General features: G+C 62.1%; 13 protein-coding genes. 4 read left to right on the forward strand and 9 right to left on the reverse strand.

Annotated elements, in window-relative coordinates:
• Nucleotides 1-302: 302 nt before the first annotated feature.
• The 9 genes from CRO59_RS16545 to CRO59_RS16585 form a co-directional block, all read right to left on the reverse strand.
• The gene (locus CRO59_RS16545) at nt 303-1,343 is read right to left on the reverse strand and encodes an AI-2E family transporter (protein ID WP_097088491.1); all 1,041 of its coding nucleotides are present in this window, start codon (nt 1,341-1,343) and stop codon (nt 303-305) included.
• A gap of 69 nt (nt 1,344-1,412) precedes the next feature.
• Nucleotides 1,413-2,219, reverse strand: coding sequence for a DUF4892 domain-containing protein (locus tag CRO59_RS16550; RefSeq protein WP_096796782.1), 807 nt, complete (start codon nt 2,217-2,219; stop codon nt 1,413-1,415).
• 115 nt (nt 2,220-2,334) lie between these two features.
• A complete protein-coding gene (locus tag CRO59_RS16555; protein WP_027612316.1) occupies nt 2,335-3,189 on the reverse strand; it encodes an alpha/beta hydrolase in 855 nt (284 codons plus the stop codon).
• Complete coding sequence (locus CRO59_RS16560; RefSeq protein WP_027612315.1) at nt 3,186-3,992, reverse strand: alpha/beta fold hydrolase; 807 nt, start codon at nt 3,990-3,992, stop codon at nt 3,186-3,188. Before CRO59_RS16560 ends, CRO59_RS16555 begins: the two co-directional genes overlap by 4 nt.
• A 118-nt stretch (nt 3,993-4,110) precedes the next feature.
• Entirely contained in the window at nt 4,111-4,554 is a 444-nt protein-coding gene (locus tag CRO59_RS16565) for a hotdog fold thioesterase (protein WP_027612314.1), read from the reverse strand.
• 31 nt (nt 4,555-4,585) lie between these two features.
• Nucleotides 4,586-6,241: an AMP-binding protein gene (locus CRO59_RS16570; RefSeq protein WP_097088493.1), complete on the reverse strand. Its 1,656-nt coding sequence runs from the start codon at nt 6,239-6,241 to the stop codon at nt 4,586-4,588.
• Between the two features lie 122 nt (nt 6,242-6,363).
• Nucleotides 6,364-6,816, reverse strand: a complete 453-nt coding sequence (gene sixA / locus CRO59_RS16575) for a phosphohistidine phosphatase SixA (protein ID WP_027612312.1) — start codon at nt 6,814-6,816, stop codon at nt 6,364-6,366.
• Nucleotides 6,813-7,160: a DUF4389 domain-containing protein gene (locus CRO59_RS16580; RefSeq protein ID WP_007968953.1), complete on the reverse strand. Its 348-nt coding sequence runs from the start codon at nt 7,158-7,160 to the stop codon at nt 6,813-6,815. Before CRO59_RS16580 ends, sixA begins: the two co-directional genes overlap by 4 nt.
• A gap of 18 nt (nt 7,161-7,178) precedes the next feature.
• Nucleotides 7,179-8,204: an NAD(P)H-dependent glycerol-3-phosphate dehydrogenase gene (locus CRO59_RS16585; protein ID WP_097088495.1), complete on the reverse strand. Its 1,026-nt coding sequence runs from the start codon at nt 8,202-8,204 to the stop codon at nt 7,179-7,181.
• A gap of 196 nt (nt 8,205-8,400) precedes the next feature.
• Here CRO59_RS16585 and CRO59_RS16590 point away from each other — a divergent pair, with 196 nt between their 5' ends.
• From CRO59_RS16590 to fabA, 4 genes are all read left to right on the forward strand, one after another.
• Nucleotides 8,401-10,524: a TonB-dependent siderophore receptor gene (locus CRO59_RS16590; RefSeq protein WP_097088497.1), complete on the forward strand. Its 2,124-nt coding sequence runs from the start codon at nt 8,401-8,403 to the stop codon at nt 10,522-10,524.
• A gap of 1 nt (nt 10,525) precedes the next feature.
• A complete protein-coding gene (locus CRO59_RS16595) occupies nt 10,526-11,458 on the forward strand; it encodes an ABC transporter substrate-binding protein (RefSeq protein WP_097088499.1) in 933 nt (310 codons plus the stop codon).
• Nucleotides 11,455-13,359: a response regulator gene (locus CRO59_RS16600; protein ID WP_027612308.1), complete on the forward strand. Its 1,905-nt coding sequence runs from the start codon at nt 11,455-11,457 to the stop codon at nt 13,357-13,359. The genes CRO59_RS16595 and CRO59_RS16600 overlap by 4 nt, the downstream gene beginning before the upstream one ends.
• Nucleotides 13,360-13,606: 247 nt before the next feature.
• Nucleotides 13,607-14,122, forward strand: coding sequence for a 3-hydroxyacyl-[acyl-carrier-protein] dehydratase FabA (gene fabA / locus CRO59_RS16605; protein ID WP_003227150.1), 516 nt, complete (start codon nt 13,607-13,609; stop codon nt 14,120-14,122).
• The last annotated feature ends 7 nt before the right edge of the window (nt 14,123-14,129 follow it).

Here is a 14,129-nt window from a genome sequence, read left to right on the forward strand (position 1 = left end):
CTTGCCGTGCCGGCCCCTTCGGCAGGCTGAGTGGAGGGGTTTATCCGGGGGTGGGAGCGTAGCGACCGTTCGACGCAGTCGAACACATCGAGAGGAGGTGCAGCGAAGCAAACCGGAGGCGATGCCCCCGGATGAATCACGGAGCGAAGGAACCCGAGCCACGGCGAGGGCCGAACGTTGGGGCAAGCGTTTTGGGTTACTTTTTAGGCGTTTGTAAAAAGTGACTCGCCGTAAGGGCGAAACCGCCAGCCGCCACACCCAAACCAACGGATATGCCCACAACCCCAAAAAAGCCAGGGCGCCTAAACCCGAGCCTGACTCTTACTCCAATCCGTCAACAAACTATAGGCCACCGCCAACAACGTAGGCCCGATAAACAACCCGATAAACCCAAACGCAATCAACCCGCCAAACACCCCAAGCAACACAATCACCAACGGCAGATTCCCCCCGCGGCTGATCAGATAAGGCTTCAACACGTTATCCACGCCACTGATGATGAACGTCCCCCAGATCCCGAGAAACACCGCCATCCCGTATTCACCTTTCCAGGCCAGCCAGGCCGTGGCCGGAATCCACACCAACGGTGGCCCCATCGGAATCAGACTCAACAGGAAGGTCACGATCCCCAGCACCAACGCCCCCGGGACCCCGGCAATCAGAAAGCCGATCAACGCCAGAACCGCCTGCGCCGCCGCCGTACCGATCACCCCGTTGACCACCCGCTGCACAGTACCGGCCACCAGCTCGATGTAATACCCGGCACGCTCACCAATCAGGCGCTGCAGCAGACCGTGCACAAACGCCGCCAAGCGCGGCCCGTCGCGATAGAAAAAGAACACAAAGACAATGCTCAGGGTCAGCTCGAGAATCCCGCCGCCGATCTGCGCACTGCGCGCCAGCAACCAGTTACCGACCTGCCCCAGATACGGTTTGATCGACACCATCAGCGCTGCGCCCTGCTGATCAATGCTGTTCCAGATCCCCACCAGCCGCTCGCCCACCAATGGCACGCTGCCGAGCCAGACCGGCGCCTCCGGCAGACCATCGACCTGCACATCCTTGATGAACGCCGTGGCATCGCGCACGTGATCGGCCAGGTTGAACCCGAGCCACACCAGCGGCGCCGCCACCAGCAACATCCAGCCCAGGGTCAAAATGGCCGCGGCGAGTGATTCGCGGCCATTGAGCCAGCGGGTCAGCAGACGCATCAGCGGCCAACTGGCGAACGCCAGCACCGCGCCCCAGAACAGCGCCGACCAGAACGGCGCCATCACCCACAGGCTGGCACCGAACAGCACCAGCAGGAGGATTTGCACCAACAGCCGATCGTTATTGAGCATGTACAGTCTCGAAGAAGTCAGTCGGTCAAAGAGTAGGCGAACACGCCGCGCGTGCACGCCCGATGCAGCTTACCGCAACAGATCGATGCGCAGGCCAGAGCCGTCGGCGCTCCCCGCCTCCATCCGTGCCGCCCGCACCCCCTGACCGATCAGCGCCTGACGCCAGGCCTCGGCCTTGGGTCCGGCAATCGTCACGCGTTGGGTGGTGTCGAGGTTCAAGCCACGGGAAATCAGTCGTAACCAGGTGTCATCCGGATCGCCGGTCAGCTTGGGAAAGTCCAGTTCACCGGTACTTTTGAGCTGTCGCAACAGCGTGGCCGAGGTCGGCAGCAGCTCGCCCAACGGTGCGCCCGCTTCGAACTGTTCGACATGCAGATAGGCTTTGCGATTGCCGCGGGTGATGCTGTAGAGCGCCACCAAGGTGTTGTCCTTCGGTGCGGCCAGACGCAACAGCAGATAGGCCTGTTGCTCGTCGGCGCCGTACAGCTTGGCGTTACCGAACACTTCATTGGCCCACAGGCTGCTTTCGCCACAATCGCGGGCCTGGCACCAGAACAGCAACTCGGCGTCCTGCTTTTGCAGGGCTTCGCGGGCGGCGGTGAAGGCTTCGGTGGCGGAATGCTCAGGCGGCAACTCGTAGGTGACCGAAGTGGTCTGGCCGCGCGCCGTGACCTGGCCGTCAAAGCGCAACTGGCCGCTGATCTTGCGGATCGAGCCCAGCGGATAGATCCGCTCAAGCTCCACAGGAGGGCGATAGTCAACGATCTGCGCATCGGCCAGACGCGGCACGATCTGCAAATCCTGGCTGCCGGGCACGTCGGCGGCGAACGAAACGGAACTGAAACAGCACAGCGCCAACAGACTGAGTGACCGCATAGTCAGGCTCATCGGATCGGCATGGCTTGGCGGGTCGGGGGCGCAGCGGTATAGAAATCCATCGTGTTTGTCTCCCATTTCAACCCGCCCAGCCTCGACAGTTGCCCGGTGCAAGTCAAGGAATGGCGAAGAAGCGATTGAAACAGTCTGCGACAAGGTCGGCACCGGACTCATCGTTCAGGTGCAAATGATGCCCGCCCGCCAGCTGTTCCTGGCTAAAGGGTAGCCGCTCCAGCAACTCCGGATGTTTGGCCAGCATGCCGTCGGCGGCGACCACCAGTTGCGCCGGGCAGGTGATGCGCTGGACGAAAGCCATCGCCTGCTCCTGCGTCAGGCGCAACGGCGACGGCAGGGTCAGGCGATTGTCGGTGCGCCAGGTATAACCGCCGGGCACCGGCATCAGACCGCGTTGCGCCAGCAGTTCGGCGGCTTCGCGACTGACCGCCACCAAGCCCTTCATCCGTGCTTCGATAGCGCGGTCGAGGGTGTTGTAGACCGGCTTGCGCTTCTCGCGCAAATCCAGTTGCGCCTGCAGGGCCATGCCCATGCGCTCGGCAGCATTTTCGCCTTTGTCCGTAGGAGGAATCACCCCGTCGATCAACGCCAGGTGGCTGATGCGCTCCGGCAACGAACCGGCCAGCACCAGCGAAACGATCGCGCCCATCGAATGCCCGAGCAGGCCGAAGCGCTTCCAGCCCAATTGCTCGGCGACCTGCAACACGTCGTGCGCATAGTCCCACAACGCATAACCGGCGCCGTTGGGCCGATGCCCGGAATGCCCATGCCCGGCCATGTCCAGCGCGATGATGCGCAGGCCTTTGAGCTTGGGCGCCAGGCGCGCAAAGCTGTTGGCGTTGTCGAGCCAGCCATGCAGGGCAATCACCGGCAGACCGTCCTCCGGGCCGAACAAATGCGCGGCCAGTTCGATATGCGGCAGGCTCAAGCGCACTTCTTCGAAGGTCGGGCTCATGCGCAGTCCTTCTGTTGGCGGCGCTCCCAGCGCGTAAACAGCTCTTTGAGCAGGCGCGCCGTGTCTTGCGGACGTTCCAGCGGAAACATGTGCCCGCCCGGCATGCTCAGTGCTTCACCCTGCGGCAGGCGCCCGACGAATCGGCTGTGATGACGCATGACCACGCGGCTCTTGTGGCCACGCACCACCGCCAGCGGCACTTTCAGCTGACGAGTGCGACCGGGACTGGTGTGCGGCACGCCGCGATAGATGCTGATTTCAGTGGCCGGATCAAAGCGCAGACGCAGCTTGTCGCCAACCGTATGCAGCCCGTGCTGCAGGTAGGCATCGAAGCATTCCGGATCGAAACCGCGAAACAGGGTCTTGCCGGCAAAATAGCTGCGCGCCGTGTCGAGATCGGCGAACTCTTCGCGCCGCCCCAACGTACGTCCGGCCGGGGTCAGTTTGTCGATAAAACCGAAGCGCTTGGCCGCGCGGATCACCCACTGGTCTGTGCGAGTCAGCACCGGCGAGTCGAGCATGACCACGCCGCGATACAGCTCAGGGCAACGCAACGCCGCGTGCAGGTGCAACACACCGCCAAACGAATGGCCGACGCCCCACACCGGCTGATCCTGTTGCTGCAGATGGTGGATCAGTTCGTCGACCAGGTTGTACCAGTTGTCGTCCGCCGGGAAACGCGGGTCATGGGCATGCTGTTCCAGATGCGCGACCCGATACTCGGGCGCCAGCGCCGCGAACAACTTGCCATAGGTGCCCGAGGGAAACCCGTTGGCGTGGGCGAAAAAGATCGGTTGCGACATGCAGGTTTATCCATGAGCGGAAACATGCCGCTGATTGTCCGCAAGAGCGCGGCCCTGAGCAATGACCGTAACTGCCAGGAATGATGACAGTCCGGTCATGGCGATGGCGCATCTGACCTCAACGCGCCGGCGGCTGCTCGCCCAATGGCACCACCGCCATGGTCAAACGCGACACACAACTGGCCTTGCCTTCATCGCTGGTCAGGCGGATGTCCCAGACATGCGTGGTGCGACCGATGTGAATCGGTTTGGCCACCGCGGTCACCCGCCCGCTGCGCAAACCGCGCAAATGGTTGGCATTGATCTCCAGCCCCACGCAGTAGAACTTGCTGGCATCGATGCACAGATAACTGGCCATCGAACCGACGGTTTCCGCCAGCACCACCGAGGCGCCGCCGTGCAGCAGACCGTAAGGCTGGTGAGTGCGGTGGTCGATGACCATGCTCGCCGTCAGCGATTCCTCGTCGAAGGACTCGAAACGGATATCCAGCACTTCGCCGATGGTGTTTTTCTGGATTGCGTTCAACTGCTCGATGTTCGGAGTGGTGCGCCACAAGCTCATCGCAGGCTTCCTTTGTTGTTTTGATGGTCACTCAATCCTGCCACAGCACCGCCTCGCTGCGCGCACTCCATTCTTCAAACCGCGCGCCATAGGTGTCTTCGATGACATTGCGTTTGATCTTCAAGGTCGGCGTGAGAAAACCGTTTTCCACCGCCCAACTGTCCTTCACCACCACCAGCCGCCGCAGGCGCTCGTGCTTGTCGAGCACGGCGTTGACCTCTTCGAGCAGTTTTTCCAGGCTCGAATGCAGGCTGGCCCGCCCCTCCTCCTGATTGACCGTCGACAGTACGCACAAGCCCAGCGGCGCACTCAGGCCATCACCGACCACACAGACCTGTTCGATCCGTGAGTGCACTGCCAGCCGGTTTTCAATCGGCGCCGGGGCGACGTATTTGCCTTTGCTGGTCTTGAAGATTTCCTTGAGCCGGCCGGTCAGGCGCAAGCGTCCCTCGGCATCCTGCTCACCCTTGTCGCCGGTACGCAGGAAGCCGTCCTCGGTGAGGGTCTCGGCGGTTTTCTGCGGGTCCTTGAAATAGCCAAGCATGTTCGCCTGACTGCGCACCAGCACCTCACCGGACTCGTCGATGCGCACCTCGACCTCCGGGCACGGCTTGCCGATCCAGCCTTGCTTGTACTGACCCGGCAGGCAGATGTGCGAATAGCCGCAACTCTCGGTCATGCCATACACCTCCAGCACATCGAGGCCGAGTTTCTGATACCAACTGAGCAAGGTCTGCGGCACCGGTGCCGCACCGGACAGCGCCACGCGCAAGGCATCCAGCCCCAGCCCCGCCAACACCTTGCGCCCGACCCGTTTGCCAATGAACGGCAGGCCAAGGAGGAAATCCAGGCGCTTGGCCGGAATCTTGCCGTACACGCCCATCTGGAATTTGGTCCAGATGCGCGGCACGCCGAACATCGCCGTGGGCCGCGCCCGCTGCAGGTCGGTGATGAAGGTGTCGAGGCTTTCGGCAAAGAACACGGTCTGCCCGGTGTAGATCGAGGCCAGCTCAACGAACATGCGTTCGGCGACATGGCACAGCGGCAGGTACGACAGCAGCCGGTCTTGCTCGTTAAGCCCGAACAGTTGCGTGCCGCGAGTCGTGGCGAACCCCAGATTGGCAAAGCTGTGCATCACGCCTTTGGGCAACCCGGTGGTGCCTGAGGTGTAGATGATGGTTGCCAGTTGTTCGCCTGGCGGGCGCGGATCGTCACGGATTGGCGAGCTTTTTTGCAGGTCATCCCAACTGAAATCGAACTCGCCGGGCGGGTGCAGCGGCAGGCTGATGGTCGGCAAATCCGCCGGCACACCGACCGACATGCCCGGCCAGTCATCGAGTTTGCCAATGAACGCCAGCACACTTTCCGAATGCGTCAGCACCTGATTCACCGAGTCGGCGGTGAGGTTGGGATACAGCGGCACCGAGACGTGCCCGGCCATCCAGATTGCCAGATCGGCAATGATCCAGTGCGCGCAGTTTTTCGAGATCAGCGCGATGTGGCTGCCCTGCGGTAATTCCCGGGCGCGCAGCCAGTGCGCGGCACAACGCGCTTGATGACCGACGTCGGCCCAGGTCAGGGTCTCGACCTGCCCGCCGCCGATGGGCTGCACCAGAAAACGCTGGCGCGGGTGCCGGGCCTCACGCTCGTAGAACACGTCCAGCGGCAAACGGAAGGCGGCAGACATGCGACTCGCTCCTGTTTTTTGGGTCTGGAGCAAGCGTAGTCAACCAAGCAAGTGCTTGGTTGGAAAATTCAAACAAATAATTTCAACTGAAAATGAGGGCCCGCTCCCACAAGGAATCAGTGTCAGGGGTGCTTGAGGCTGTTGAGGGTCATCGAGCCGATCAGCAGTTCAGGGCTTTCCAGCTCAGCCAGACCGGCAGTGCCGACCTTCTCCGGCGGATGCCCGGCGCCGTGCTGCAGATAGCTCAGCAGGTTGCCCACCAACGGGTTATGGCTGACCAGCAGCACATTGCTCACCGACACCAGTTGATCGGTGACCTTGTCCGGATCGCTCTCTGGCTTCAGCCAATCGACCGTGCGGATCTCCGGCTCGAACCCCAGCGCCTCGCGGACAATCTGTGCGGTCTGTTGCGCACGCAGATAAGGGCTGGCGTAGATCGCCGTCAGCGGCTGGCCGATCAATTGCGCGGCGCTGCTCAACGCTTCTTTGCGACCGTGTTCGGTCAACGCCCGCTCGGAGTCAGGGCACGAGCCGTAAGGCACCGCCTCGCCGTGACGCAACACCCAGAGTTTCATAGCTTGGGTTCCTCATCGCGGGCCGGATGCGGCGCTGGCGGCACGGCGTGCGGTGCTTCGCCTTCCGGGGCACGCGGGGTTGGCCAGTCGGCAAACGGCCAGGGTTTCTGGTCGCTGTGAAAGCTGCCGAAGCGGCCGATCTGCGCGAGGAACTGGCTCAGGCTGTCGCCGAAATTCATCAGGCTGGCGCTCGGCGCGCCGTAAATCAAACGATAGATCAGTTGCACCAGCACCACGGCGCCGAGGATGAACTGCGCCACTTGCCAGACCAGCACGTAGACGATCATCCACAGCACCCGCAGGAGAATGGATTCGTACTTGGCTTCGGTTTTCGGATCGTTCATGGCTCGCTTCCTGTTGAATCAGTTGAAACCGCTGGTGGAAATAAAGTCGACGTCGGTTTTCGGTTCGGCACGCATCAGTAGACCGATCACCTGCTCCAGCGTGCGTCCTTCAAACAGAATCGCATGCAGCCCGGCGACCAGCGGCATGTACACGCCAACCTCCTGGGACTTGGCCTTGAGTACCTTCAGAGTGTTCACGCCCTCGGCGACTTCGCCCAGACGCGACACCGCTTCATCAAGGCTCAGGCCCTGACCGAGGGCAAACCCGACCTGATAGTTGCGGCTCTTCGGCGACGAGCAGGTGACGATCAAATCACCGACCCCGGCCAGACCGAGGAAGGTCATCGGGTTGGCACCCTGGTTCACCGCGAACCGGGTCATCTCGGCCAGGGCGCGAGTGATCAGCATGCTCTTGGTGTTCTCGCCCATCTCCAGCGCCACCGCCATGCCGGCGATGATCGCGTAAACGTTTTTCAACGCCCCACCCAGCTCGACGCCGAAACGGTCAGCACTGGCGTAAACGCGGAAGGTGCGACCATGCAGCGCAGCCTGCACCGCTTTGCAGAGTTCTTCGTCTTCGCTGGCGACCACGGTGGCGGTCAGCGCGTGTTCAGCGATCTCCCGCGCCAGATTCGGCCCGGACAGCACGCCGATGCGCGCCAGCGGGGCGATCTCTTCGAGGATCTGGCTCATCAGTTTGAAGGTGTGGGCTTCGATGCCCTTGGTCAGGCTGACCAGCATCTTACCGCTCAGGCGCTCGGCGTGGGCGGCCAGCACCGTGCGCAATGCGCTCGAGGGCAGCGCGACGAAGCACAGCTCGCAGGCATCGAGGGTGGCCTGCAGATCAGTGACGGCAGTCACTCCCGGCAGAATCTTGATGCCTTTGAGGTAACGCGGGTTCTCGCGGTTGACCCGGATGGCCTCGGCCTGCTCGGGGTCACGCATCCACTGCCGGACTTGATGGCCGTTCTCGGCCAATAGATTGGCCACGGCGGTACCAAAACTTCCGCCTCCCAGGACCGCAATCGGGCGCTGTTCAGTCATATGCAATCCGTTAATCCATACCAGTGGCGATGCCGGCATTATACGGGGCGACCGGAGCGCGGCCAGCCCCTGCGTCAATTACCGACACTTGTAGGAAGAAGACCAATAAAGCCGAGGAAAATGCCCGCATCGTGACTGGAAAAGTCACTGTCCTCGGTTAACATGCGCGCCAATTCTTTGCGATCAAGGCCGTGCCGTGTCTTTTGGCTCTCCCCCCTCGCGTTCGTCACTGCTGCTGGCGCTGCTGTTCAGCCCGGTGTTGCAGGCGGACGACCTGTTTGTCGACAGCGAAACGCTGCCGCAGGTGCTGACGGCTACGCGCCTGAAACAGACGCCGGCGGAAGTGCCGGGGAGCATGACCGTGCTTGACAGTGAGCTGATCAACGCCAGCGGCGCGCGGGACATCAGCGAGTTGCTGCGGCTGGTGCCGGGGATGATGGTCGGCAACATCAGCGGCAATCAGGCGGCGGTCAATTATCACGGGACCAATGCCAGTGAAGCGCGGCGCATGCAGGTGCTGATCGATGGCCGCTCGGTGTACCGCGCAGGCCTGGCCACGGTGGACTGGAGCGATATTCCGGTGGCCATGGAAGACATCGAGCGCATCGAGGTTTTCCGTGGGCCGAACACCGTCAGCTACGGCGCCAACGCGCTGATGGCGGTGGTCAACATCATCACCCGCAACCCGGCGGACAGCCACGGCACGCGCCTGAAGGTCACCCGAGGCCAGCGCGGCATCAACGATTTCTATGCCAGCCAGGGCACCGGCTGGAATGGCGGCGACTTGCGCCTGTCGCTGTCTGGCCAGGAAGACGATGGCTTCGACAGCGACCGCACCGGCGCCGATTACCGTGACAGCCGCCGCTTGAACCGCTTCAGCCTCGCCGTCAGCCAGACCCTGAGCGACAACCAGAGCCTCGACTGGCAAATCAACGCGAAGGACGGCAGTAACCAGCGGCCCTACACCTACCGCCCTGTGTTCTCGGGGATTACCGCTGCCGGGAACAATTCCGACGTGGTCGCCAAGGATTACGCCGGCTCGGTGCGCTGGAATCTCGACATCAATCCCGAACACAGCCTTTATATACAAGGTTCGGCCCAGCACTGGGATCGCCAGCAAGTGTGGCGTGCCTGCGATGCCGAAGTGTCGTTCAGCCCGCAACTGACACAGCTGTGGCAACTCAACCCGAACTACACCGAACGCCTGGCGCGCAACATCACCCGCTTCACCGGCCCCGGTCCGGAAGCCGGAACGCCGCAGGAGATGGCCCTCGCCAATCAAGTGCTGGATCAATGGCGCAACGGTGCCAGCCAGACCCTGTGCGGCGACATCGACCAAAGCGCCCGCGAGTCGCGCTACGACCTCGAATTGCAGGACACCCTCAGCCTGTCCGACAGTCTGCGGCTGGTCAGTGGCCTGAACTATCGTTACGACCGGGCCGACTCCGAGACCTACTTCAACGGCACGCTGGACGACACCACCTGGCGCGCGTTCGGCCAACTGGAGTGGCGCGCCAGTGAACACTGGCTGCTGCAGGGCGGCGCCATGTTCGAAGACACCCAACTGATCGGCAATTCGCTGACGCCCCGCTTCGCCGTCAACTACCTGATCAACCCACGCCATGGCCTGCGCGCGGTGTACTCGGAGGCGATCCGTTCGCCGGACATGTTCGAGAACAACGTCAACTGGAGCTATCAGGTAAGTAACCTGCGGCCGTCCGCCTACGGCCAGTCTTCGGCGCGCTACTTCGTCAAGACCCGTGGCCCGGGCAATCTCGATCAGGAACACATGCGCTCGCGCGAGTTGGGCTACAACGGCTATTTCGCCGAGCTGGGTCTGGCCGTGGACGTGAAGCTGTTCTACGACGAAATCACCGGGATGATCAGCGAGCCGCTGCGTAACAACCAGTACATCGCCAGCAACGCCAACAGCTCGCGCTTTCGCGGCACCGAAACCCAGCTCGACTGGCGCCTGAGCATGATTGATCGCCTGCGTTTCACCTACGCCTTCGTCGACGCCGAGGCGAGCAACCCGCTGGATCAGCAATTCACTGCGCGCAACAGCGGTTCTGCCGGCTGGCTGCGTGATTGGGGCCACGGCTGGAACAGCGCCCTGTTCTATTACGGCGACAACGCGCTCAACGGCTACCGCTTCGAGCGGGTCGACACGCGCATCGCCAAACGCATCCCGCTGGGCAAAGCCCAACTGCAACTGGCCGGCGTGCTGCAGCAGCGGCTCGACAATGAACCGACCACTTTCGTCGACAACAATTACGACGAACGCCGGGTGCTGTACTTCAGCGCCGAGCTGGAGTTCTAGGGTGCGCTACGCCACGCCAAACAAGGCGCCGACCCTCGGCCACTGGCTGGCGGGTGTCTGTCTGTTTTTGACCGCGTGGCTGCACGGCGTGGCGGTGCAAGCCGCAGACATTCTGTTGACCGGCGCCGAAGAAAGCCCCGGGGTGCAGGCCTTCGTCCAGGCCCTGAGCGAGCTGCGTCCCACCGACAATGTGCGGTTCCAGCCGCTGGCCAGCCTGCCGGCACCGGGCAAGTTGCCGAGCAATTTGCGGATGATTCTGCTCGACCTGCCCAGCCTCGACTGGCGCCTGCAGGAGCCCCAAGGCCCGGCGACGCTGGTGTTGCGCATCAGCCGACTGCAAGCGCGGCAACGCCTGGGTGGCGCACAACCGCCGCACTTGAGTCTGCTGTGGAGCGATCCTCCATTGGGGAGGCAACTGCAACTGATTCGACGGATTCTGCCGCAGGTGCGCCGGGTCGGCGTGCTGTTCGACCAACACAGCGAATTCCTGCTCAAGGAGCTGCATCAGGCCGCAGCGCCGCTGAATCTGCAAATCGTCAGCCAGCGTTGGGACAACACCCAGGACAGTCGCCCGTTGCAAAGCGTGCTGAGAAACAGTGATGTGTTGCTGGGCCTCGACGATCCCGATCTGTACAACCCGAAAACCGCGAAAAACCTGTTGCTCAGCAGTTACTCCCGGCAAGTGGCGCTGGTCGGGCCGAACGCGGCGTTCGTGCGCGCCGGCAGCCTCGCCAGCACTTACAGCGATCAGCCCGACTGGCTGGCGATCCTTGACCAGTTGCTGGATCGCCCGCCGGCGACGTGGCCGCGCACGCTCTACCCCGATCGTTTCAAGGTCTCAAGTAATGTGCAGGTCGCTCGTTCCCTGGGTATCGAGCCAATCGATGAAGCGTCTGTAGCCCGCCAGTTGGCTGAAGGAGAAAGCCACCCATGAATCTGCGTCGCCGCTGGGACATCAACACCCGCACGCAATTGATCAGCCTCGGCCCGGCCCTGCTGCTCACGCTGCTGCTGATCAGCTTCTTTACCTTCGTGCGGATTCAGGATTTACGGCAGGAGCTCAATCACACCGGGCAACTGATCGCCAATCAACTGGCGCCAGCCACCGAATACGGGGTAATTTCCGGCAACAACGAAGTGCTGGAAAGCCTGCTCAAAGCGACCCTGGCCACACCGAACGTGCGTTTTCTGGAAGTGCAGGACAGCGCCAACCGGATTCTCGCCTACGTTGAGCAAGCCGCCGACGCGCACAATCGCCCGCATCAGGTCGAGGTGTTCCAGGCCCCGGTGCGCCTGCAACGGATCGCCCTCAACAGCGATTTTTTCCACGACGCCAAAGCCAGCAACAACGTGACCAGCGAAGACTATCTGGGCCGGGTGATCGTCGGTCTGTCCAACGATGCCTTCAGTCAGCGCCAACAGGAAATTCTGCTCAAGGCCGGGATCCTGGCGTTGTTTGCCCTGCTCTTCACTTTTGTTCTGGCGCGGCGTCTGGCAGGCAGTCTGTCGGCGCCGATCCGCGATATCGGCAACGCGGTCAAGGCGATTCAGCAAGGCGACTACAAGACCCCGCTGCCGATCGTTGATGACACGGAATTGGGTGCCCTGTCGCAGCACATCAACAACCTTGCCCAGGCACTGGAACAGGCCAGCCGCGAACAGCATCAGGCGATGGCGCAACTGATCCAGACCCGTGAAGAAGCGGAAAAGGCCAACAACGCCAAATCCGATTTCCTGGCGATGATGAGCCACGAACTGCGCACCCCCATGAACGGCGTGCTGGGCATGTTGCAGTTGCTGGAAACCACCGACATGACCGAGGAGCAGATCGAGTACGCGGCGCTCGCGTCCGAGTCCACCGAACACCTGCTGAAAGTCATCAATGACATTCTCGACTTCTCGCGGATCGAACGCTCGGAGCTGGAGCTTGAGCACATTCCGTTCAACCTCGCCGACCTGATCGGCGCGTGTGCCCAGTCGTTCCAGCACAGCGCGGTGCAGCGTGGCCTGGACCTGAACCTGCGGATCCCCGAGGACATGCGCGCCTTGCAGGTGCAGGGCGACCCGACGCGGATCCGGCAGATTCTGGTCAACCTGGTGGGCAATGCCTTGAAGTTCACCGAGCGCGGCCGGGTCAGCATCGAGGCGCAGTGGCAGTCGCTGGATCACGAGTTGCTGTGGTTCACCTGCTCGGTGCGCGACAGCGGCATCGGTATCTCCTCGGAAAGTCTGGAGTTGATGTTCAACGCCTTCCAGCAGGCCGACAGTTCGATTTCCCGGCGCTATGGCGGCACCGGCCTCGGCTTGCCGATCGCCCGCACCCTGGCCGAACGCATGGGCGGGACGTTGCGCGCGCAAAGCGAAGAAGGCCTGGGGTCGGTGTTCACTCTGGAAATCCCGCTGGCCTTATATAAGCAGACGTTGCCGCAACTGGCGGCACCGCGTGCAGCCAATGGCAACGGGCATGGTGAGGGGCGCAATGTGTTGCTGGTGGAGGACAACCCGGTCAACCAGACGGTCATCGAAGCCATGCTGCGCAGCCTGGGCTTTACCGTCAGCGTCGCCACCGATGGCGCGCAAGCGGTGCGCAGCGCCGAAGGCAATGATTTCGAAGTGATTCTGATGGACTGCCGCCTGCCGATCATCGACGGTTACGAGGCGACTCGGCAGATCCGTCAACTGCCCGGACGCGGCGAGGTACCGATCATCGCGCTGACCGCCAACGCCTTGCAGGGCGACCGCGAAACCTGTCTGTCGGCGGGCATGAACGATTACCTGGCCAAGCCGTTCAAACGCAATGACCTACAACAGATTCTGCAGCGCTGGGTGCAGTAGTGACGGTTTTTCGACCATCTGCGACTGGCGTGAAAAGCGAAAGTGCGGCAGTCTTAGGCACCCGAACGAGCCTCAAAAGAGGCTTGAATAAAAATTTCAGTGCACAAGTGTACATTCATGTCCTTGGTGCTGTGACTTTCACCACAACGCAATAGTCTATGAGTAGGCTGCCGGTACGAGGCATGAACGCGTCGATCGGCCGGGAAGATTTGCCCCACCTGCCGCATGGGATTATTGAGGAGCTCGCATGACCAAACAAAACGCCTTTACTCGGGAAGACCTGCTGCGCTGCAGTCGCGGTGAGCTGTTCGGCCCAGGTAACGCGCAACTGCCCGCCCCGAACATGCTGATGGTGGATCGCATCACCCTGATCAGCGAAGAAGGCGGCAAGTACGGCAAAGGTGAATTGGTCGCCGAGCTGGATATCAACCCTGACCTGTGGTTCTTCGCGTGCCACTTCGAGGGCGATCCGGTGATGCCGGGCTGCCTGGGTCTGGACGCCATGTGGCAACTGGTCGGCTTCTTCCTGGGCTGGCAAGGCCTGCCGGGCCGTGGCCGTGCGCTGGGTTCGGGCGAAGTGAAATTCTTCGGCCAGGTCCTGCCGACCGCCAAGAAAGTCACCTACAACATTCATATCAAACGCGTCCTCAAGGGCAAGCTGAACCTGGCCATCGCCGACGGTTCGGTGACTGTCGACGGTCGCGAAATCTACACCGCCGAAGGCCTTCGCGTCGGCGTGTTCACCTCCACTGACAACTTCTAAGGGTTAT

Origin of the sequence: Pseudomonas sp. LAMO17WK12:I5 (assembly GCF_900215165.1) — a bacterium.
In the GTDB taxonomy this organism is placed as follows: Bacteria; Pseudomonadota; Gammaproteobacteria; order Pseudomonadales; family Pseudomonadaceae; genus Aquipseudomonas; species Aquipseudomonas putida_A.